The sequence below is a fragment of the Roseateles sp. genome (assembly GCF_039595295.1).
GTDB lineage: Bacteria > Pseudomonadota > Gammaproteobacteria > Burkholderiales > Burkholderiaceae_C > Roseateles.
Genome location: NZ_JBCNLU010000003.1, coordinates 97,694 through 119,038, shown reverse-complemented (window position 1 = coordinate 119,038; position 21,345 = coordinate 97,694). Strand labels below are relative to the sequence as shown.

Sequence of the window (21,345 nt, the reverse complement as noted above, 5' to 3'; positions counted from 1 at the left end):
CGGCGGCTCGGCGCGGACGAGGATCGCCCGCCGCTTCACGCGACCTCAAGCGACCGCAGGCGACCTCAAGCGACCTCAAGCGACCGCAGGCGACCGCAGGCGGTCGCAGGCGACCTCAGCGCTCCAGCGGCGCCAGCGCCTTCAGATACGCCTCGGGCAATTGATCGACCGGGCGGCGCGAGTCGCGCTCGACATAGACGTGGACGAAATGGCCGCGCGCGGCGCACAGCGGCTCGCCCTCGGCGAACAGGCCGATCTCGTAACGGACGCTGGAGCGTCCGCGCTTGCTGACGCGCAGGCCGGCCTCGACCTGTTGCGGGAAGGCCAGCGAGGCGAAGAAGTTGCAATGGGTCTCGACCACCAGCCCAATGACCTGGCCGGCGTGGATGTCCAGCGCGCCCTGCTCGATCAGATAGCGGTTCACCGCCGTGTCGAAGAGGCTGTAGTAGACGACGTTGTTGAGATGGCCGTAGAGGTCGTTGTCCATCCAGCGCGTGGGCACCGGGATGAAACGGGCAAAGGCGTCGCGGGGCTCGGCGGCGGGACGGGCGTCGGGGCTGGAGGCGGGGCGGGCGTCGGTCATGGCGGCGATTCTTCCATCGCCGCCGGCCGGGGGCTGTCGCGCGGGCTACTGCCCGGGCTCGCGCGCGCCCTCTTTGGAGATGGGCTTCGCGTCGCGATAGACGGTGTTGGTGTCCTTGTTCCGTGGCAGGTGCGGCGGCAGGTAGTCCCACACCTGAAGCACCGCCCCCTCGCTGCCGATCACTTCCCCGTAGTGGTATCGGTTGATGGTCTCCACGATGGTGTCGCCGGCCTCGAACTCCCTCGTCTTGGCCGGTTGATCCTGCGTCGCCAACTGGACCACTCGTATTTTGCCGCTCACCACGAACGCCACCCGCGGATACGGGTGCAGATGAACGTCGAGTCGCTTCCCCTTCGCCAGTGCGAAGCGAAGTTGGAGGATCGCCGGGTCTTTGGGCATGACCACCCGTTCACCGGTCCAGGTGCATTTGAGGTCGCCCATGTCGATCGGTTCGGGAAAGGCGCCGAGCGGCGCCTTCCATTGCCGAGAATCGATGGCCGGCGGCGCACAGCATTCGTGCGTGTTCACGACCTGCTCGTCAATCGGCATGAACTGCATGCCATACACGTTGGGGGGCATCGCCATGAGCGCCTCCTGAAATGGAAAGCGCGTCAGTGCCGTTCAGCCGGATGTGCGCAGTCGCCAACGCTCCCAGGCCTGCGCCGCCGCCTCCAAGGTCCGCTCCTGCACGTCGACCGTGACGCTCAGGTCCTCGCCATAGCCGCCGGCCATGCTGATCGCCACCGGAATGCGCCGCTCGAAGAGCGCCTCCAGCACCCGCCGATCGCGCTGCAGCAGGGCGTCGGCGCTCAGCTTCAGGCGGCCGAGACGATCCCCCTCATGCGGATCCGCGCCCGCGAGATAGAAGGCCAGTTGCGGCGGTCGATCGGCCATGCGGCGCCAGACCTCGGCGAGGGCCGTCCCCAGCGCGTCGAGGTAGACCCCGTCCCCGCAGGCATCCGGCAGCCCGACGTCCAGATCGCTGGCCTCCTTGCGGAAGGGGAAGTTCTTCTCCCCGTGGAGGGAGAGCGTGAACACGCTGTCGTCGCCCTGGAAGATGCTGGCCGTCCCGTTGCCCTGATGGACGTCCAGGTCGACGACCAGCACCCGCAGCCCGGGCGCCCCCGGATGCGCACGATGCCACTGCGCCTGCATCAGCCGCGCGGCCACCGCGACGTCGTTGAAGACGCAGAAGCCGCTGCCCTTGTCCGCATAGGCGTGGTGCGTGCCGCCCGCCAGGCTGGCGGCGACGCCCTCCTCCAGTGCGGCCCGGGCGGCCGCGATGGTCGCGCCGACCGAGCACAGCGAGCGACGCGGCAGGCCCGGCGCCCAAGGGAAGCCGATCTCGCGCTGGGCGGCGGGGCTGAGCGTTCCATGCAGCACCGCATCGATGTAGTCCGGCGTGTGAACCAGCGCCAGCGCCGCCGGGTCGGCGGGCTCGGCCACGCGCAGGCGCAGCAGGCCGGGGTGGCGCTCGACGCGCTCGCGCAGCATCTGGTACTTGGATTGCGGGAACCGATGCCCCGGCGGCAGTGCCAGGCTCAGGTGGTCGTAATGGAACGCGAGCATGGTCGCGACCATACAGCGCCGCCTCTTTGGAGCCCGTCACCACGGGCTTTCGCGTTTTTGCTGCATCGCAACAAAAAGCGCTTGCAATCCGATTCGACGGTCCTATACTTCGATCCATGCTGCACCGCAACAAAGTTCGCAGCCCGGCTCTCAGCCTGCCGCTTCCTGGCTGATATCAACTCTCAAGGAGATTCCGCATGCTGACCGCTGAACAACTGATCGCCGCCCAAAAGAGCCAACTGGAAGCCCTGTTCGGCTTGACCAGCAAGGCCTTCGAAGGCGTCGAGAAACTGGTCGAACTGAACCTGCAAGTCGCCAAGACCGCGCTGGGCGAAGCCGCCGAAACCGCGCAGTCCGCCCTGGCCGTCAAGGACGCCCAGGAGCTGCTGGCCCTGCAGGCCTCGCTGCTGCAACCGTCGGCCGAGAAGGCCGTGGCTTACAGCCGCCACCTGTACGACATCGCCGCGTCGACGTCCTCGGAATTCACCAAGCTGGCCGAGGCGCAAGTCGCCGACGCGCAGTCCAAGCTGGGCTCGGTGGTCGAGAACGTGACCAAGAACGCCCCGGCTGGCACGGAAAATGCTGTTGCTTTGGTGAAGTCGGCGGTGGCCGCGGCCAACAACGCGTACGAAAGCCTGCACAAGGCTGCCAAGCAAGCCTCCGAAATCGCTGAATCGAACTTCAACGCCGTGACGACCACGGCGGTGAAGGCGACCCAGACCGCCTCGCGCGCCGCCAAGCGCGCCGCCTGAGGTGTCTCGGTTGCCCTGACCGGTTGTCTCCTCGGTACCCAAGGAAGCCAGGCTTCCCAAGTGCCCTTCAAGCCCAGCTTCTCAGCTGGGCTTTTTTTTGCCTGTGCGTGGCTGCCCCTGCGCGCCCGAGGTTCTGCTCCGATTGGTCGCGCGCGCACCAGAGCGGTGCTCCGCGAATCGCCCGATCTCGCTGAAAGCGTGCGGCCGGGCGTCCGGACGGACTAGGGGCTCAGCCGCCGACCGCGGCGCCGGGCGAGCCGGGGGCGGCCTCGGGCGCAGCAGGGCCGGACTCGCCGGCATATTCCTCGGCCACGTCGCGCAGCACGCCCTGCACGGTGCGTTCGCGCAGCAGCTCCCGGTCCAGCACCGGGTAGCGCGGCAGACCCACGACCATCATCAGATAGCCCATCTGCCGCACCGACATCAGGTCGCACAGCAAGCGGATGCGCCGCTCGTCCGGCTCCACACCGGCGGGGGCGCAGGCGGCCAGGCGCTCGCGCACCAGACCCAACAGCCGGTTGTAGACCGGCATCTGCGATTGGCCGATCTCGTCCAGCGAGGCCGTCTGCGTCGAAGACATATAGATCATCCGGAACTGCTCCGGATGCCGCTCCCAGAAGTCCATGAAGCAGCGCACATGCGCTTCCAGCACGCGCCTCGCGCCGCGCTGGCCTTTGGATGCATCGAGCAACTCATCCGTCAGGGACTCGAACACCTCGATCCACAGCCCGTCCAGCAACGCCTTCTTGCTCTCGAAGTAGCTGTAGATGGCCATCGTCGAGATGCCCAGCTCTTGCGCCAGGCGCCGCATGCTCAGGGCTTCGACGCCCTCCTCGCGGTAGATGCGGCGGGCGCGCTCCAGCATTTCGCGTTTGAGCGCCGCCATCTCGGTCGGACCGCGTCGAAGCCGTGGCGCCCCACGTGCGCCACCCAGATCGTCATCTCGCACTTGTTTCATGATGTTAGAAGTTACCGTTTGTGTACGTTAACTCATGCGGGGGACCACGTTAAATACTCACGAACCCTCGCCGCTGACGGACTCTGGATTTCCCGTACAAGTACGACAATTTGAGCAAACGGCATGCCCGCGGGTTACCGCCCGCTCTGATGCACCGCAACATGCTTGGCGGTCGCATGTCGACTCCCGCCCCTTATCCGGCCCCTTTCCGCAGGGTCCTCAACCTCCCGAGAGTCCGTCATGCTCGATCGCCTGTCCGTCGGCGCCAAGCTCGCCTTGGCCTTCTGTTCCGTCCTCGTCATCACCGCGCTGCTGGGCGTGATGGCCACCATCCAGTTGAGCCGTGTCAACGACACCGCCAGCGACATGGCCGACAACTGGATGCCGTCCTCGCGCGCCGCGCAGGCCGCCAATCAGGACGTCACCCGCTACCGCACCCGCGAGTACCGCCTGCTGCTGGCAGAGCCGGCCGAGCGCGCCGCCGAGGTCGCCAAGACCGACGAGCTGCGCCAGGCCGTCGACAAGCGCCTGGACGCCTACGAAAAGCTGGTGGCCTCTCCGGCCGAGGGCGAGAAGCTCAAGCACACCCGCGCGCTGTGGGCGGATTACGCCGCCAGAAGCGCCCGCATGATGGCCGCCGCCCGCGACGGCGACGATGCCGGCGCCAAGCGCATGCTGACCGTGGACAACCTGGCCGCCTACGAGAACGTGGGCAAGGCGCTCAACGACCTGGTCGACCTCAACACCCAGGGCGCCGCTGCGGCCAATGACCTGGGCGACCAGATCTATGCCAGCAGCCGCTGGATCGTGGCCGGCATGACGCTGGCGGCGGTGGTGATCGGCGCGGTGCTGGCCTTCGTCATCACCCGCAAGATCGTGCGTCCGCTGGAGGCGTCGGTGGTGCTGGCCGAGGCCGTGGCCGAGGGCGACCTGACGCGCACGCTGACCGTGTTCGGCCGCGACGAGGTGGCCCAGCTCCAGACCGCGCTGCTGCGCATGGTCGGCCAGCTGCAGACCGTGGTGTCCCAGGTGCGTGACGGCGTCGAGTCGGTGTCCAGCGCGTCCTCGCAGATCGCGGTGGGCAATGCCGACCTGTCGTCCCGTACCGAGCAGACCGCGTCGAACCTGGAGGAGACTGCCTCCAGCATGGAACAGCTGACCGGAGCCGTCGGCCAGTCCGCCGACACCGCGCGTCAGGCCAACCAGCTGGCCGGCAGCGCCGCGGAAGCCGCCACCCGCGGCGGGCAGGTCGTGGGCCAGGTCGTGAACCGGATGCGCGAGATCAGCGAATCCTCCAGCCGCATCGCCGACATCATCGGCACCATCGACGGCATCGCCTTCCAGACCAACATCCTGGCGCTGAACGCCGCGGTGGAAGCGGCGCGCGCCGGCGAGCAGGGCCGCGGTTTCGCGGTCGTGGCCTCGGAAGTGCGTTCGCTGGCGCAGCGCAGCGCCGAGGCGGCCAAGGAAATCAAGCAGCTGATCACCCGCTCGGTGGAGACGGTGGAAGCCGGCGCCTCGGACGTCGCCGAGGCCGGCCGCGCGATGGACGAGATCGTCAACGGCGTGGGCCGCGTGACCGATCTGATGGGCGATATCGCCGCCGCCGCGACCGAGCAGCGCGACGGCATCAACCAGGTCAACCAGGCCGTCGCCAACCTGGACCAGATGACGCAGCAGAACGCCGCGCTGGTCGAGGAATCCAGCGCCGCCGCCAGCTCGCTGAGCGAGCAGGCGCAGCGCCTGGCGCAGGTCGTGTCGGTCTTCAAGGTGGCCTGACGCCGCAGGCATACTCCCGGCCCATGGCCGCCCGCACCCCGATCTTCTTTGCCTCCGCCGCGGAGTTCCGCGCCTGGCTGGACCAGCATGCCGCCACGGCCACCGAGGTGGTCGTGGGCTTCCACAAGCGCGCCACCGGCACGCCCAGCATCGACTGGCCCGAATCGGTCGACGAGGCCCTGTGCCACGGCTGGATCGACGGGGTGCGCACCCGCATCGACGACAAGACCTACAAGATCCGCTTCACGCCGCGCAAGTCGGTCTCGGTCTGGAGCGCCGTCAACATCGGCCGCGCCCAGGCGCTGATCCTGGAGGGCCGCATGCGGCCCGCCGGACTGGCCGCTTTCGAGCGTCGCCAGGAAGAGAAGTCGCGGGTCTACTCCTTCGAGCAACCGAAGGAACTGGTCGAGTTGAGCCCGGCGCACGAGGTCGTCTTCCGGCGCCATCCCGAAGCCTGGCGCTTCTTCCAGGACCAGCCCGACGGCTACCGCCGGACGGTGATCTGGCACATCCTCAGCGCAAAGAAACCGCAGACCCAGCTGGCGCGCTTGGACAAGCTCATCGAGGCCAGCGCGCGCGGCGAGCGGGTTTAGCTGCGGCGTCCGGCCCGCCTAACCGTCAAGCCGACCAGCCGGCGTCGCGCACTGACCGGTCTCCTTGTTGCCAGGAGGCCAGACCTTGTCTTTCCCACTCCGTTGTCCCCTGCGCCAGCTCGTGCTGGCCTTGTCGCTTGGCGCCGTCGCTGGCCTGACGCCCGCCCAGGATCTCCCGACCGCCGAGGACGCCCTTGAGACTTCAGCCGTCGAGGCGCCGTCCGAAGGGATGCCGCCAGCATCCGGACCCGCTTCCAGCGCGTCCGCACCGGCGCCCGGTGAGCCCGTCGCCCCCGACGAATGGAAGGCCTGGAACGGCCGGTACTTCCGGCTCGACGAGACCGGCGACGTCCAGTGCTACAGCGAGGATGGCGAGCATTGCAGCCTGAACAGGCCGAACCCCGCCCTGGCGCGCCCCATCCGCTGCGCGAAGCGCCAAGCCCACCCGCTTCGCCACATCATCCCTGAAATCGAGAACATCTACGGTTACGAGCAGTCGGACCATTGGTGCAACAACGCCTACGCCAACCTCTTCGCCACATGGACGAACTATCAGCCCTTGGGTTATCCGGTCGTGCTGTCCACGAATCCTCGTGGCGACGTGATGTGCAAGTCCTTCGACGCCACCACCTGCCTGGCGCCGGGCGAGCATGGCCCGCTCGCGCCCAAGCAGCTCAAGCCGGTCGTGTGCGGCCGGGCGATGGCGCAATGGACCGGCTTCTCCGGCTACGTCGATCCCGACCACTGGTGCTCGTCGCCGGAGCTGGTGCGCAGGATCAAGGCGCCGCAGGGCGATACGATGCACGTGAGCAGCGGCGGCAAGCTGCTGAGCAAGAAGTACCAGCTGACCTTGCCGGGTTGGGACGCGCGCGAGCAACCCACCTGGATCGTGCGGTTCACGATGCCTCACCCGGACCGCTCCGGCATTCGACTGGATGCGCAGGGCAAGCTCATGTCGTGGACGCCGGAACAGCACTATCACTCGCCGAGCTTCAGCAGACCCCCAGGCGGCTACGACCGACACGCCAGCATCGAGATGACCGGCGAGCAGCGCCCGATGCTGATCGATGACTTCGCCACGAACGCGGCAAGCCGCGTCCCCGTGCTGAGCAGAAAGGGCCGAGGCCAACTGGCGCTGCGCATCGACGATCCTGGCCGCGTGCGCTTCTTCCAGGGCGACGGCTGGCATCGGAAGGGGTTGATGCGGCTGGACCTGGACGGCGACGGGCGCTTGCTGCCCCTGTACTACCGCGTCCGCTGGCCCGAGAGCAAGACGATGACCCTCACCATCACCACCTCGCTGTGGGCGCCGGACGGCAGCCAACGACTCAGCATGTCGGACCTGCGGCGCGCACCGCTGCCGGAGCTGCACGACATCCTCCTGACGCGCAAACGGCCGCCTCGCCGTTCGCGCTGATCGGTCCTGGCGCTCAGCGCGTCTTCGCGGCGATCTTGCGGCGGATCTCCGGCAGCATCGCCGTCGCGACCTCGCGCCCCAGCGTGATCGCGCGGCGGCGCGTGCTGAAGTCCGCGCCGCTGAATCCATCGAGCTTGGGGCGCAGCACCACGTCGGCCTCGCGCAGTTCGAACTGGTTGATGGACTTGCCCATGATGGAGAAGGTCTGCATCAACATGCGCATCGCGTCGCCGGGGATCTTGGGATCGGGCGGCTCGCCGATGTCGACGGCGATGACCAGTTCCGCGCCCATCTGGCGGGCGAAACGCACCGGCACTGGCGCGACCAGGCCGCCGTCCACGTACTCGCGCGTGCCGATCTTGACCGGCTGGAACACCGCCGGCACCGCGCTGGACGCGCGCACCGCCGTGCCCACATCCCCCTGCCGGAACAGGATGGCCGCACCGTCGCCCAGATCGGTCGCCACGATGCCCAGCGGCAAGGGCAGCTGCTCCAAGCCGCGGTTGCCGGTCATCTGCCGGACATAGCGGGCCAGCGCCTCGCCACGGATCAGCCCGCGCATCGGGAAGGTCCAGTCGGTGATGGCGCCCTCGTCCATGGACTCGGCCACCGCCTGCAGTTCCTTGCCGTTGCGGCCGGCCGCGTACAGCGCGCCCACCAGGCTGCCGGCCGAGGTGCCGCAGACCAGATCGACCTTGATGCCGTTCTCCTCCAGCACCTGGATCACGCCGATGTGGGCGAAACCGCGTGCCGCGCCGCCGCCCAGCGCCAGACCGACACGCGGCGGCTTGGGAACGGGCTTGGGCGTGACGGGCGTCGGGAGCTCGGGCGACGGTGTCGTCACGACGTCCGGCGCCGGGGTCGGCACGGTGGAACAGGCAGCCAGGGCGGTCAGGGAAAGCGCCGCGGCGGATCCCAGCCAGCGGCGGCGCGACGGCATCGGGAGGCCGTCCTTGGTATGGTCACGAGACATGGCCGCCGATTCTAGGGAAATGCGGTAGCGGGCCCGTGACGCCGCGCACTCACAATCGCCCGCCTCAAGCAGGCACAACAGGGAGACCCCATGAATCGAAGGAGTGCGCCGTGGCGCTGGATGCGGCGAGGCCTGCTGGCGCTGGTGGTGCTGGCGATCGCCCTGGCCGCGGCGGCGTGGGGACTGGTGCGAGCCAGCCGCCCGCAGCTCGACGGCGAGATCGCCCTGCCCGGCCTGAGTGCGCCGCTGAGCCTGGGTCGCAATGAACGCGGCACGCTGGTCGTCGAAGGACGCACGCGGCTGGATGTCGCGCGAGGCCTGGGCTTCGCGCATGCGCAGGAGCGCTTTTTCGAGATGGACCTGGTGCGCCGCTCGGCGGCGGGCGAGCTCGCCGCGCTGTTCGGGGAGAAGGCGCTGGAGCGCGACCGCTCGCGTCGGGTGCACCGGCTACGCGCGCGGCTCACCGATCGCTTCGAGCAGCTTTCCGGCGAGGACCGGCTGCTGCTGCTCGCCTACGCCGAAGGCGTCAACGCAGGCCTGCACGCGTTGCCGGTGCGACCTTGGCAATACCTGCTGCTGCGGGCCAAGCCCGATGACTGGACGCCGGTCGATTCGCTGCTGGTGATCAGCGAGATGTACTTCATGCTGCAGTCCGGCTCGATCGACACGGGCCTGGAGCGCGCGCTGCTGCGCGAGAAGGTCGGCGACGCGGTCTTCGGCTGGCTGAGCCCGCGCGGCGGCGCCTGGGATGCGCCGCTGGACGGCAGCACCGTGGCCGAGGCGGTGATGCCGACGCCGGATCAGCTCGATCTGCGCGCCCGTCCCGGCGCGCCGGGGACGCCCGCCAGCGGCGCGACGAGTGGCGCGAGACGTGACGCCTCGATCAGCGCCTCGATCGGCGCGACCGCGGCGGAGCCCCCCGTCTTCGGCAGCAACAACTGGGCGGTCTCGGGCTCGCGTAGCGCGCACGGCGGCGCGATCCTGGCCAACGACATGCACTTGAGCCTGGGCGTGCCCAGCATCTGGTATCGCGCTCAGTTCCAGATCGGCAGCGGCCGCGGCATGCTGCGTGCCGCAGGCGTGACGCTGCCGGGCCTGCCGGCGATGGTGGTTGGCTCAAACGGCACGGTGGCGTGGGGGTTCACGAATGCCTACGGCAAATGGTTCGACTGGGTCGACCTGCCGGAGCACGCCGTCATCAAATCGCACCAGGAGCCCATCCAGGTCAAGGGCGGTGCGGCGCAGACGCTGGTGGTCGTCGAGGCCGACGGCGCGCCGGTCATCAGTACCGAGGGCCGGCGCCGCTTTGCGCTGCACTGGATCGCGCATGAGGGCGCGGCCTACAACCTGGAGCTGGACCGCATGCTGCAAGTGCGGCATGTGAGCGAAGCGCTGGGCGTCGCGCAGCGGGCCGGCATGCCGCATCAGAACCTGGTCGCGGTGGACCGCGACGGCCAGATCGGCTGGACCATCGCCGGCCGGCTGTGGTCGCAGCCGGGCTTGACCGCGACCTACGGCCGCTTCACCGATCTCGCGGCGATCCACCACGAGTGGCTGCCGGCCGACCGCGCGCCGCAGGTGCTGTCGCCCGCGCAGGGCCAGCTGTGGACGGCCAACAACCGACAGCTCGGGGGCGACACGAGCGAGCTGCTGGGCGACGGCGGCTTCGATCTCGGCGCGCGGGCGCAGCAGATCCGCGACCGGCTGAGCGAGAAGCCCAAGCACGACGAGGCCAGCATCGGCGCCATCCATCTGGACGACGAGGCGCGTTTCATGAAGACCTGGTCGGCGCGGCTGCTGGCGGCCGCGCGCACGGACGCGGGCAAGAACCCGACGCATCGGGCCTTCGTCCAGCTGCTCGAGAACTGGAACGGCCGCGCCGATGCCGACAGCGCCGCGTATCGGCTGGTGCGGCAGACGCGGCTGCGCGTGCTGGACACGCTGTGGGACGCGTGGACGACGCCGTCGCTCGGCGAGCGCCAGACCGAACCCATGCGCCGTATCCGCTGGCGCAACCAGTTCGAGTACCCCGCCGCCCGCGCGCTGGACGAGCGTCCGATCCACCTGCTGCCGCCGGTCTTCGCGAGCTGGGACGCGCTGCTGCTGGCGCAGATGGACGCGGCGGCGAAGGACGCCGCGCCGGACGGCAACCTGGGCGGCGCGACCTGGGGCGCAGCCAATGCGAGCCGCATCCAGCACGTGCTGGCCAAGGCGATCCCGGCGCTGTCGCGCTGGCTGGACATGCCCTCCGTGCCGCAGAGCGGCGACAGCAACCTGCCGCATGTCGCGGGACCGGCGTTCGGGCAGTCGGAGCGGCTGGTGGTCTCACCGGGGCGCGAGGAGCAAGGCTGGCTCAGCATGCCCGGCGGTCAAAGCGGTCACCCCATGTCGCCGTTCTACGGCGCCGGTCATCAGGACTGGGTCGAGGGCAAGCACACGCCGCTGCTGGCGGGGCCGGTGGTGCATCGGATCACGGCGCATCGGGATTGAAGACCCTCTCCCCGCCCTCTCCCGCAGCGCGGGAGAGGGAGTGAACCCGATCGCCGTCATGTCGGCGTCGGCACCCCGAACACCTGCCGCAGATAGGCCAGGAAGGTCTGGTCCTCGCACATGGTCTTGCCGGGGCTGTCGGAGAGCTTGGCCACCGGCTGGCCATTGACGTGGGTCAGCTTCATGACGATGTTCAGCGTCGCCAGGCCCATGTCGTTGCTCAGCTTGGTGCCGATGCCGAATCCCAGCTGGACGCGGTCCGCAAAGTGCCGGTACAGCGCCAGCGCCTTGGGCATGTCCAGCGCGTCGGAGAACACCAGCCGCTTGCTGTGCGCGTCGATGCGCAGCTTGTCGTAATGGGCGAGCGCCTTCTCGCCCCATTCGACCGGCTCGCCGCTGTCGTGGCGCAGGCCGTCGAAGAGCTTGGCGAAGTACAGATCGAAATCGGCCAGGAAAGCGTCCATCGAGATCACGTCGGTCAACGCGATCCCCAGGTCGCCGCGGTACTCCTGCACCCAGTCCTCGAGCGCCGCCTTCTGATGGTCGCGCAGCCGCACGCCGGTGGCCTGGTAGGTCTGCAGGTACTCGTGCGCCATGGTGCCGATGGGCACCAGGTCCAGCTCCTTGGCCAGCAGCACGTTGGAGGTGCCGCGGAAGGTATCAGGCAGCTCGTCGCGCAGCGTGCGCAGCACCTCGGCATGCCACTCGCCGGAGAAGCGCCGGCGCAGGCCGAAGTCGAAGAACTGGAAGGGGTGGCGGCGCGGCACCTCGTCGCGCGAGAACACGCGCAGGGATTCGACCTTCTCCGCCAGCCGGCGACGGCCCTCGGCGATCGCGGGGCCGTGGTCGAAGCGGCGGAAGTACAGCTCGTTGACCATCGCCAGCACGAAGATCTCGAAGCCCATCACGTGGACCTGCGGTCCGCGCACGATGATCGACAGCTTGTCGCCCTCGGCGGCGACCTGGATGAAATCGCGCTGGAAACGGAAGATGCGCAGCAGGTCGATGAAGTCCGGCCGCATGAAGCGCAGCGAGCGCAGGTAGTCGAGTTCATCCTTGCGGAAGCTCAGCGCGCACAGGTGGTCGAGTTCGCGCTCCAGGTCCGCGACCAGCTCGGCGAGCGGGTACTGCGGCGTGTTGCGACAGGCGAAGCGGTACTCGGCCTGCGCCTGCGGATGGCGATGCAGCATCGCCTGCCACATGGTGAACTTGTAGAGATCGGTCTCCAGCAGACTGCGGATCACGGGGGCATGGGTCGAGGGGCGGCTCATGAGACCGGGACTGTACCCGCGGGACCGATGAACGCGAGGTGATGGGGTTGTCATGCCCGCTCGCGGGTCGACGATCACCCAGGACGATCGCCATCAAGACTCGGTCCGATGCCATGAGATCCACTTTCCTTGCTCCTCGTTCGTTCACGGGTGCGCTGGCGGTCGCGGTCATCTGCGCCTCGGCTTTCGGATCAGAGGCCTTCGCCACCGCATGGGTCGACCTTCCCCCGGTACGGATGACGGACTGCGGGGACCTTCCTGGAACCGGTCTGCAGGTCGTCGCGGAACGGCTCGACGCCGGCCGCGGGCCTGATGCCTTGACCGCGAACCCGGGCCGGCACGGGACACGCGTGGTCGAGGCCCACTTCCAGTTGCGGCTGCCGGGCTGGCAATCCCACGAGCTGCCGCGATGGGTCGCCCATGTGGACACCAGTCCCTGGAATCAGCACGGCACCGTCTATGCGCGGTGGACTTTGTCAGGCCTGCGCGAAGCGCACGACGGGCCTGGCACCTGGGCGAACGAGTCGCTGCGCCTGAGCTACCGGGACGGCAAGCTCCACACCTTAGGCAAGCATGGAGATCGGATCCTCGCCGCGTGGCGGACGGACCATGCCGGTCGCGCCACCGTCGCCTTCGGCATCGACGCTGCCGGCGTGCTTCATGCCTTCCATGCCCCGGGCTGGATCGACGATCCGTTCCTTCCCGAGCATCGAATCACGGGCGATCAGGGCTTCCACGACGCGCGGCGGCATGAGCCCCAACTGGTGTGGCGGAAGAGCCTGGAGACCACTCCCACCGACAACATGCTGGAGCTGAAGTTCATCACCGTGCAGCCGGCCTCGACGCCGCTGCCGGTCCCGGCGCTCGGAACGCTGCATCGGCTGTACATGGCAAAGCACTGCGCGGGACGCTGAGGCCGCGCTCGGCGACGAGGCATCGTGACTGACCACTACGCTGACGATCGTGCACCGTGACGTCCCCGCCGGCTTCACAGTCCCCGACCCCGAGTTCGTGTTGAGCGTGAACCGCGAGCCCCCTCGCGATTGAGCCACCGTTGCGGAAGCCTCGGCGATGATGTGCACTTCGCCGTCCCCGCCAAGCCGTCCGTGTCCACTCTCCGTCAACACGCCTCCGCCGACTTTCACTCCCCGCGCCTGAGCGGGGTGCGACGCGGACTCGCCCTCACATGGCTGAGCTTCGCGGCGGCCGCCGATGCCCAGGTCCCCATCGCCATCGAATCGCCGCCCAAGCCCGAGGTGGCGATGAAGATGGTCTACGGAGGCAACACCTGGCGCGACGAGCGCGCCGCCGCGTTCTTCGGCGGCCGCGCGCCGACGCTGCGGGCCGAGGTGCGCGAGGTCTTCCGCGCACGCTACGTCGAGGCCGACGTCGACAAGCTGATGCTGGTCTACCAGCTCACGCCCGGCCCGCATGCGCAGTTCCAGTGCCATGCCTGCATCCCGGCGCTCGGCGCCGCGGTGCTCGCCGCCGACGCGCAGGGCCGCTGGCGGTTGCGCGCGCGCGGGCTGCTGCTGATGCCGGGATCGCCGTTCTCGGGCGATGAGGACTTGCAGATGCTGCAGCTCGCCGACGATCGCTGGCTGCTGCGCAGCCGCGTTTCCGACGTGCACGGCGGCATCGAGGACCGTCAGGAGCGCCTGGTCATCGAGCGCGACGGCGAGCTGCAACTCGCAGCCGAGCTTGGCTTCGAATCCAAGCCTGGCCCGGGCGCCTGCGGCTCCGGCGCCGCACCGCAGAGCTCGGCGGTGAACGTGCTGAGCCCCGGCCTGGGGCCGCGCATCGAGATCGTGCTGCGCTTCAACGAGGGCAAGTGCCCGTCGCCGCAAGCCGTGGTCCAGCGCACCCGCATGGAACTGCGTGACGGCCGCTTCCACCTGCTGCCCAATCCCGAGACCGAACCGGACGACGACCGCGATGCGGAAAGCACCGCGGCGGCCACGCGATCGCGCGCTCAGCCGACCTTGTAGGTCTGCAGGTGGATGCTGGTCTCGGTCGCGCCGATGCCCTTGATCAGCCGCACGCGCTCCAGGATCTCGGCGAGCTCGCCCAGATGGCCCGCGCGCAGCTCGGCCAGCAGGTCCCAGCGGCCGTTGGTGTCGAACAGCCCGGCCACGCCAGGCTCGCCCAGCAGGATGCCGACGACCTCGCGGGTCCGGTTGCCCTCCACCGCGATGCTCATCCACGCGGTGATGTGCGGCTGCGCCACGTCGGCCCGCAGCCGCACTGTGTAGCCGACGATCTGCCCGCTGTCCTCCAGCCGCGTCAGCCGGTTGGTCACCGTGCCCCGCGACACCTTCAGCTTGTGCGCCAGCGTCGCGATGCTGGCCCGCGCGTCCTGCCGCAGCAGCGCGATCAATTGCTGGTCGAGCGTGTCCATGTCCTGCCTTGTCCTCTCGTTCTTGGCCGATCACCCGATCGCCCGATCGGGGATCGGCTGGTCGCGCCCGCACCACCTTGGCGCACCGCCCGCCGGAACGCGCGAACTGCGCCCGGGTTAACCCGAATCTCACGTCAAAACGCCAGCCGACTCTGACGAAATACGCAATGCAGGTCGATTATTGATCGGTTCTTTGGCTTCCTGCTGACAGGGCGGATCCGAAGAATCGGGGCATCTTCACTACCAGAGAGCCTGCCCATGACCCGAATGCTGTTGACTGCCGACGTGGCGCGCCTGATCCGCCACGACGGCCTGGCGGCCAGCCTGCGCACGCTGGCCGGTCACATCGCCGAGGACTACCGGCGCTGGCACGAGTTCGACAAGAGCGCCCGCGTCGCCAACCACTCGGCAGACGGCGTGATCGAGCTGATGCCCATCTCCGACGCTTCGCTCTACGGCTTCAAGTACGTCAACGGCCACCCCAAAAACCACCGCGTGGGCCTGCCCACGGTGATGGCTTTCGGCGTGCTCGCCGACGTGGCGACCGGCGTCCCGACCCTGCTCACCGAGCTCACGCTGAGCACTGCGCTGCGCACCGCGGCGACGTCGGCGCTGGCCGCGCAACACCTGGCACGTCCGGACGCACGCTCGATGGCGCTGATCGGCAACGGCGCTCAGGGCGAGTTCCAGGCCCTGGCCTTCCACCACCTGCTGGGCATCGCCGAGATCCGCCTGTTCGACATCGACCCGGCCGCGACCGACAAGCTGGTCCGGCACCTCTCCGGCATCGACGGCCTGACGCTGATCCGCTGCGCCAGTACCGCCGAGGCGGTGCGCGGCGCCGACATCGTCACCACCGTCACCGCCGACAAGCGCAATGCGACCATCCTCACGCCCGAGATGGTCGAGCCCGGCATGCACATCAACGGGGTCGGCGGCGACTGCCCCGGCAAGACCGAGCTGCATCGCGGCGTGCTGGAGCGCGCCAGCGTCTTCGTCGAGTACGAGCCGCAATCCCGCATCGAAGGCGACCTGCAGCAGATGCCCGCCGACTTCCCGGTCACCGAGCTCTGGCGCGTGCTGCGCGGCGAGATCGCCGGCCGCCGACGCGAGGACGAGGTCACCGTGTTCGACTCGGTCGGCTTCGCGCTGGAAGACTTCGCGACGCTGCGCTGGCTGGGCGAACGCGCACTCGCGCTGGGACTGGGACGCGAGCTCCCGCTCGTGCCGGACATGGCCGATCCCAAGGATTTGTTCGGCGAACTGGGCACGATGGCGCCGTCCCTCGGCGACGTTCCGGTCGCCGCGGCCCCGGGGGTGCCGATGACCCCGGCGACCGCGGTGGCCACAGCCTTGTCCGCAGACCGGGAACCCATCGCCGTCTGAGGCGGGAACGCCACGCCGGCCTACAGATTCAGGGGTATGAGCCCGCTCATCTGAGTCAGTCAGGCGTGAATAGTGCGCAAATCGTGGGCATATCGGGCCGGGAAGGCCGTTCTGAGAATGGCCAGTCCAGCTTCGGCTGGACTTTTTTTGTCCCGACACAAGGCACACGACATGAAGTTCATCGCCCCCCTCTCTCTGATTTCAATGCTGGCGCTGGCCGGCGGCTCGGCGCAGGCGCAGGTCTATCTCGAAGGTCAGGCCAGCCTCGGCAAGGCGCCCAAGACCTTGTGCGACAGCATGGCCAGCTGCAAGACCCGCAGCCTGGACGGCCGCCTGACGCTGGGCTACGGCTTCGGCAACGGCCTGGGTGTCGAGGCCGGCCTTGCCGGCTACGGCATGGCCAAGGCCGGCAACGACACGACCGGCCTGAAGCGCAAGGTCGGCGGCGGCCAGCTCGGCATCAGCTACCGGCATCCGCTGAACAACGAGCTGACGCTGGACACGCGCGCCGGCTTGACCCGCGCCCGCATGACCACCGAGTCCTGGACCGACAAGGTCAAGGCCGGCGACAAGCACATTGACTCCACCGGCCCCTACGTCGGTGTCGGCGTGAGCTACCGACTGTCCGAGGGCCTGAGCTTGGGCGGCATGCTGGATCTGACCCATCTGAAGGTCGACAACGGCCACAAGCGCTTCACCAACCTGGGCGTCACGCTGCGCAAGACCTTCTGAATCTGGCGTCTGGCTCGAGACGTCCAACTGCTTCCGACTGCTCTCCCCGCCCTTTCCGGGCGGCTTCCCACACCGGCCTCGTGCCGGTGCTTTTTTTGCCGACTGATTAACATGACGGCCCTCTCCCCATTCAGCAACCCCGCCCCGGGCGCCTGTGCGCCTGCGCGCGGCTGTTTACCGTCGTGTATCCCTTCGCCCCACTGCTCAAGGAAATCGGCCGCGGCGCGCGCGGCGCCCGCGACCTGACGCGCGAGCAGGCGCGCGACCTGTTCGCGCAGCTGCTGGACGGCACCGTCCCCGATCTGGAACGCGGGGCGATCCTGATCGCGATGCGCATCAAGGGCGAGAGCCTCGATGAGCTGCTCGGCTTCGTCGAGGCCATGCAGACCGGCGCGGCGCGGGTGCAGGCACCGAAGGGCCTGCCGCGCACCGTCGTGCTGCCCACCTTCAACGGCGCGCGCAAGCAGGCCAATCTGATGCCGCTGGTGGCGCTGCTGCTGGCCCGCGAGGGCATCCCGGTGCTGATCCACGGCCGACACGACTTCGACAGCCGCGTCAGCCCCTTCGCGCTTTTCGAGGCGCTGGGGCTGGCGGTGTCGGGCGATGTCGAGGACGCGTCGCGTCGTCTGGCGTCCGAGCGGCTGGCCATCCTGCCCACCCCCGCGATCCACGCCGGCCTGGACGCGATGATGGCGCTGCGCCCCCGGCTGGGCCTGCGCAACAGCAGCCACAGCGTGGCCAAGCTGCTGGATCCGCTGCCCGGTCGCAGCGTGCGCGTGGTGGCGGTGACGCACCCCGAGTACGTCGACAGCATGGGCCAGGCCCTGCCCGTGCTGAGCGCCGACGGCAGCCGCGCCCTGCTGATGCGGGCCAGCGAGGGCGAGGCCTATCTGCATCTGCGACGCAAGGCGCACCTGCAGGGATTCGCGGACGGGACGGCAATGGATCTTCAGCCAGAGCGCAATGAGGATCTGGACTGGCCGCTGTCGACGGCCTGCGAGCCCGGGGAGAACGCGGCTCTGATCCGCGACATCCTGGCCGGCGCCCAGCCCGTGCCGCCGCGCATCGCCGATCAGATCAGCGCGCTGCGCCGGCTGGCCAGCGGCTGAGGACCGGCCGCCGGCAGCAGACCTTTTTTCCCTAAACTCGCGGCGTGTCGCCCCAACTCCCCCTCTCCTCCCCGGACCTCGACGCGCTTCGCGCCCTGCTGAAGACCCGCGCGCTGGCGCTGCCGGACCTGCTCGCCGGACTCTGGGACGGCCCGTGGCCGGCCTTCGTGATGGATGCGCGGGGCCAGGTCTTGCTCACCAACGGCCGGCTGCAGGACCTGATGGGCGAGGTCTCCCTGAAAGGTCGGCGCCTGCTGCCCAGCGGCAAGGCGCAGGAGCTGCGACTGGTCGACGACCAGGGCCGCGAGCATCTGCTTCAGGCCTGGGTGCAGCCGCTGGACGGCGGCGACCTGGGCCTGGCGCTGCTGCAGGACCACAGCACCGAACTGGCCGCCCGCGAGCGCGCCGACCGCATGCAATCCGAGATTGACCAGTGGCTCGATCTCTGCCCGCTGCCCGCGCTGATGCACGACGACCAGGGCCTGCTGCTGCGCTTCAACGGTGCGTTCGGCACGCTGTGCAAGCGGCTGCTGCCGCAGCTCCCGATCAGCCTGCAGGAGCTGCCGCCCGAGTGGCGCGCCCTGATCGCCGGCCCCGCGCCCGAGGCCGGTCAGGAGGCGACCCGCAATGCGCTGCTCGCGCCGCCCGGCGACCGCCGCCGCTGGATGCGCGTACGCGCCCGTCGGCTGTCCGGCCCCTGGCCGCGTCCCCGCACGCTGGTGATGCTGGAGGACCGCAGCGCCGAACAGGATCTGGAGCTCGCCCAGCAGCAGTTGCAGACGCTGATGGACACGGCCGGTGTGGGCTTGGCGACCTTCCAGCCGGAAGCGGGCTGGTCGCGCCCGGGCACCGGCGCCGCGCCCACCACCACGCCCACGCCCGGCCCGAGCCCGGGACCCGTCGACGACGCCCACCCGCGGCCCGCGCCGGCGCTGCAAGGCGTGAACCGCGAGATGGTCGAGCCCGCCTCTCGCGCGGAGTACGAGAAGCTGCAACTCGCCCTCAAGCAGCAGACGCCGACGGTGGCGCGCTACGCGGTGCGCCATCCCGAGCACGGCCTGCGCTGGCTGATGACGCGGGTCGAGATCGGGCAGCTGGCCTCGGGCCAGCGCACGACCTCGGTGTTGACGGTGGACATCACCGACCACCAGGAGGCGCAGGCCCGCAACGAGCTGCTTCAGCAATCGCTGGCCTTGCAAACGGAACGTGAGCGCGCGGTGCTGGACTCGGTGCTGGTGGGCATCGTGACGGTGGGCCGCCAGGGCATCGAATGGATGAACCGTTCGGCCCGGCGCATGTTCGGCGGCGACCTGCCGGAATTCGCCGGTCAGCCCATCAGCAGCGTCGCGACCGACGCGCCCGACCACCCCTTCCGCCAGACGCATTACCTGGACGATCTGCCCGAGGGCCAAGCCGAGACTTTCGAATGCCGGGTCGTCGCGCGCGACGGCCGGGAGTTCTGGGTGGTGGGCAATGCGGTGGCGACGGGCGGCGGCATCGACGGCACGCGTCAGCTCACCTATGCGCTGCTCGACATCGAGCGCCGCCGCCAGGCCGAGGCCCAGAGCCAGCAGGCGCAGGCCTCGCTGAGCCGCATCATCGAAGCGGCGCCGGTGGGCATCAGCCTGCACGACGCGCGGACCTTGCAGGTCCAGCAGATCAACCAGGCCGCCGCGGCGCTGGCCGGCCGACCCGAGGAAGAGCTGCTCGGGGCGAGCCCGGAAGCGCTGTTCGGTATCGAGCAGGCGCAGACGATCCGCTCGGACATGGAATTCGCGCTGCAAAGCGGCGAAGTCCTGCAGCGCGAGTACCGGCTGAACGTGCGCGGTCAGGCGCGCATCTGGGATGCGCGCCTGCTGCATCTGTCCGGCGTGCAAGACCCCGGCGGCGAGCCGCAGGCGGAGCAGCTGCTGATGGTCGCGACCGACGTGACGCAACAGCGTGCGCAGGAGGCGGCGCGATTGGAAGCCGCGATCGCGCAGCGCGAGCTGCTGGTGCGGGAGGTCCATCACCGGATCAAGAACAACCTGCAGGGCGTGGCAGGTCTGTTGCAGCAGATCGCCGCGCGACGGCCGGAGGTCCAGGGCGTCATCAACGAAGCGGTCGGTCAGGTGCAGGCGATCGCGCAGGTCTACGGCCTGCAGGTCGGCATGTCGGGGCCGCTGCGGCTGCGCAAGATCGTCGAGGCGGTGATGGGCTCGGTGCAGCGCATGTTCGGGCGCGAGATCCAGGTCGAAGTCGGCGGCGCGCTGGCGGAGCAGTCGCACCGCTGGGGCCTGCCCGAGGCCGAGGCCATCCCGATCGCGCTGACGCTCAACGAGCTGTTCACCAACGCGGTCAAGCACGGCGGCGACGCGCCGGTCCGCTGCGAGCTGCAGTTCGAGGCCGAGCAGGTGGTGCTGCGCATCGTCAACACGGGGCAGCTGCCGGCGGGCTTCGATCTGGCGCAGGTGCGGGGCGGCGTGTCCGGCCTGGGCCTGGTGCGCGCCCTGTTGCCGCGCCGCAGTGTCTTGCTGGGACTGACGCAGGAAGGCCAGCACGTGGTGTGCGAGCTGAGCTTGTGGCCGCCGGGGGTGCAGCTGCTCGAAGCCCTGTGAGGTCCCGCGTCCCCGGGAATCCCCCCACCCTCATTTCGGTGACAATCCCGGCTCATCCCCGCACGGGGAGTCTTCTTGCGGGAGCAGCGTGGACGGCGTGAGCAGCAACGTGAGCGGAAGCGGCAAGGGCCGCATCCTGGTCGTGGACGATGACCGTCTGGTCCTGGCCACGCTGACGCACGGCCTGGCCCAGGCCGGCTACGAGGTGCTGGACGCCGACAACGGCGACGACGCCATCCTCATCGCGCGTCAGCACCGCCCCGACCTGGCCCTGCTCGACATCCGCATGGAAGGGATGACCGGATTCGATGTCGCCGGTTATCTGCGCGACTATCTGCAGCTCCCGTTCATGTTCCTGTCCGCGTTCGCCGACGAAGCCACCGTCGCCAAGGTCAAGGAACTGGGCGCGCTGGCCTATCTGGTCAAGCCGCTGGACATCCACCAGATCGTTCCCGCCGTCGAGGCCGCCTTCGCCAACCGGCCCAAGCCCGGCGTCGCGCCCGCGCCCGGCACCCGCGTCAGCACCGTGCCCGTCGCGTCGGAAGCCGGTTCCGATGCCTCGCTCCAGGTCGTCGAGGCCATGGCGCTGGGCGTGCTGATGCATCGCTACTCGCTGACCCGCGTTCAGGCGCTCGCGCGTCTGCAGCGCATGGCCGCCGAGCAACGCATCGACCTGGGCGAGCAGGCCCGCCGCCTGGTCGAGGCCGTCGAGCAACTCGCGCTCGGGAGCTGAGCGCC

19 protein-coding genes are annotated in these 21,345 nt (G+C 69.2%); 12 read left to right on the top strand and 7 right to left on the bottom strand.

Annotated elements, in window-relative coordinates:
• Positions 1-115: 115 nt before the first annotated feature.
• The 3 genes from ABDW59_RS03745 to ABDW59_RS03735 are packed head-to-tail and all read right to left on the bottom strand — an operon-like array spanning position 116 to position 2,152.
• The gene (locus ABDW59_RS03745) at positions 116-583 is read right to left on the bottom strand and encodes a thioesterase family protein (protein ID WP_343628126.1); all 468 of its coding nucleotides are present in this window, start codon (positions 581-583) and stop codon (positions 116-118) included.
• Positions 584-628: 45 nt separating this feature from the next.
• Positions 629-1,168, bottom strand: coding sequence for a hypothetical protein (locus tag ABDW59_RS03740; protein ID WP_343628125.1), 540 nt, complete (start codon positions 1,166-1,168; stop codon positions 629-631).
• Between the two features lie 36 nt (positions 1,169-1,204).
• Complete coding sequence (locus tag ABDW59_RS03735) at positions 1,205-2,152, bottom strand: histone deacetylase (protein ID WP_343628124.1); 948 nt, start codon at positions 2,150-2,152, stop codon at positions 1,205-1,207.
• Between the two features lie 197 nt (positions 2,153-2,349).
• On the opposite strand from ABDW59_RS03735, the gene phaP reads away from it, so the two are divergent.
• Positions 2,350-2,904 (top strand): TIGR01841 family phasin, encoded by a 555-nt coding sequence (phaP, locus tag ABDW59_RS03730; protein ID WP_067062074.1) that lies wholly within the window; start codon positions 2,350-2,352, stop codon positions 2,902-2,904.
• A gap of 229 nt (positions 2,905-3,133) precedes the next feature.
• On the opposite strand, the gene ABDW59_RS03725 is transcribed toward phaP, so the two are convergent.
• Positions 3,134-3,862: a TetR/AcrR family transcriptional regulator gene (locus ABDW59_RS03725; RefSeq protein WP_343628123.1), complete on the bottom strand. Its 729-nt coding sequence runs from the start codon at positions 3,860-3,862 to the stop codon at positions 3,134-3,136.
• A gap of 240 nt (positions 3,863-4,102) precedes the next feature.
• On the opposite strand from ABDW59_RS03725, the gene ABDW59_RS03720 reads away from it, so the two are divergent.
• From ABDW59_RS03720 to ABDW59_RS03710, 3 genes are all read left to right on the top strand, one after another.
• The gene (locus ABDW59_RS03720) at positions 4,103-5,641 is read left to right on the top strand and encodes a methyl-accepting chemotaxis protein (protein WP_343628122.1); all 1,539 of its coding nucleotides are present in this window, start codon (positions 4,103-4,105) and stop codon (positions 5,639-5,641) included.
• A gap of 23 nt (positions 5,642-5,664) precedes the next feature.
• Positions 5,665-6,234, top strand: a complete 570-nt coding sequence (locus ABDW59_RS03715; RefSeq protein WP_343628121.1) for a YdeI/OmpD-associated family protein — start codon at positions 5,665-5,667, stop codon at positions 6,232-6,234.
• Between the two features lie 85 nt (positions 6,235-6,319).
• Positions 6,320-7,651: a hypothetical protein gene (locus ABDW59_RS03710; RefSeq protein ID WP_343628120.1), complete on the top strand. Its 1,332-nt coding sequence runs from the start codon at positions 6,320-6,322 to the stop codon at positions 7,649-7,651.
• A gap of 13 nt (positions 7,652-7,664) precedes the next feature.
• On the opposite strand, the gene ABDW59_RS03705 is transcribed toward ABDW59_RS03710, so the two are convergent.
• Positions 7,665-8,624, bottom strand: coding sequence for a patatin-like phospholipase family protein (locus ABDW59_RS03705; protein ID WP_343628119.1), 960 nt, complete (start codon positions 8,622-8,624; stop codon positions 7,665-7,667).
• A 90-nt stretch (positions 8,625-8,714) separates the two neighbouring features.
• On the opposite strand from ABDW59_RS03705, the gene ABDW59_RS03700 reads away from it, so the two are divergent.
• A complete protein-coding gene (locus ABDW59_RS03700) occupies positions 8,715-11,114 on the top strand; it encodes a penicillin acylase family protein (RefSeq protein WP_343628118.1) in 2,400 nt (799 codons plus the stop codon).
• 56 nt (positions 11,115-11,170) lie between these two features.
• Here the strand turns inward: ABDW59_RS03700 and pncB are convergent, their stop codons facing one another.
• The gene (gene pncB, locus ABDW59_RS03695; protein ID WP_343628117.1) at positions 11,171-12,385 is read right to left on the bottom strand and encodes a nicotinate phosphoribosyltransferase; all 1,215 of its coding nucleotides are present in this window, start codon (positions 12,383-12,385) and stop codon (positions 11,171-11,173) included.
• Positions 12,386-12,702: 317 nt separating this feature from the next.
• Here pncB and ABDW59_RS03690 point away from each other — a divergent pair, with 317 nt between their 5' ends.
• Positions 12,703-13,299 carry a hypothetical protein gene (locus tag ABDW59_RS03690; protein ID WP_343628116.1) on the top strand — a complete coding sequence of 199 codons (597 nt, stop codon included), beginning with the start codon at positions 12,703-12,705 and terminating at the stop codon, positions 13,297-13,299.
• 192 nt (positions 13,300-13,491) lie between these two features.
• Positions 13,492-14,373: a hypothetical protein gene (locus ABDW59_RS03685; protein WP_343628115.1), complete on the top strand. Its 882-nt coding sequence runs from the start codon at positions 13,492-13,494 to the stop codon at positions 14,371-14,373.
• On the opposite strand, the gene ABDW59_RS03680 is transcribed toward ABDW59_RS03685, so the two are convergent.
• Complete coding sequence (locus ABDW59_RS03680) at positions 14,358-14,783, bottom strand: Lrp/AsnC family transcriptional regulator (protein WP_343628114.1); 426 nt, start codon at positions 14,781-14,783, stop codon at positions 14,358-14,360. The two genes, ABDW59_RS03685 and ABDW59_RS03680, sit on opposite strands and share 16 nt — an antisense overlap.
• A 258-nt stretch (positions 14,784-15,041) precedes the next feature.
• On the opposite strand from ABDW59_RS03680, the gene ABDW59_RS03675 reads away from it, so the two are divergent.
• The 5 genes from ABDW59_RS03675 (at position 15,042) to ABDW59_RS03655 (ending at position 21,340) form a co-directional block, all read left to right on the top strand.
• Positions 15,042-16,169, top strand: a complete 1,128-nt coding sequence (locus tag ABDW59_RS03675; protein WP_343628113.1) for an ornithine cyclodeaminase — start codon at positions 15,042-15,044, stop codon at positions 16,167-16,169.
• Positions 16,170-16,340: 171 nt separating this feature from the next.
• Positions 16,341-16,901: an outer membrane beta-barrel protein gene (locus ABDW59_RS03670; RefSeq protein ID WP_343628112.1), complete on the top strand. Its 561-nt coding sequence runs from the start codon at positions 16,341-16,343 to the stop codon at positions 16,899-16,901.
• 182 nt (positions 16,902-17,083) lie between these two features.
• A complete protein-coding gene (gene ybiB, locus ABDW59_RS03665) occupies positions 17,084-18,010 on the top strand; it encodes a DNA-binding protein YbiB (RefSeq protein ID WP_343628110.1) in 927 nt (308 codons plus the stop codon).
• A 44-nt stretch (positions 18,011-18,054) separates the two neighbouring features.
• Positions 18,055-20,607, top strand: a complete 2,553-nt coding sequence (locus ABDW59_RS03660) for a PAS domain S-box protein (RefSeq protein ID WP_343628109.1) — start codon at positions 18,055-18,057, stop codon at positions 20,605-20,607.
• 97 nt (positions 20,608-20,704) lie between these two features.
• Positions 20,705-21,340: a response regulator gene (locus tag ABDW59_RS03655; protein ID WP_343628108.1), complete on the top strand. Its 636-nt coding sequence runs from the start codon at positions 20,705-20,707 to the stop codon at positions 21,338-21,340.
• Positions 21,341-21,345 lie beyond the last annotated feature (5 nt).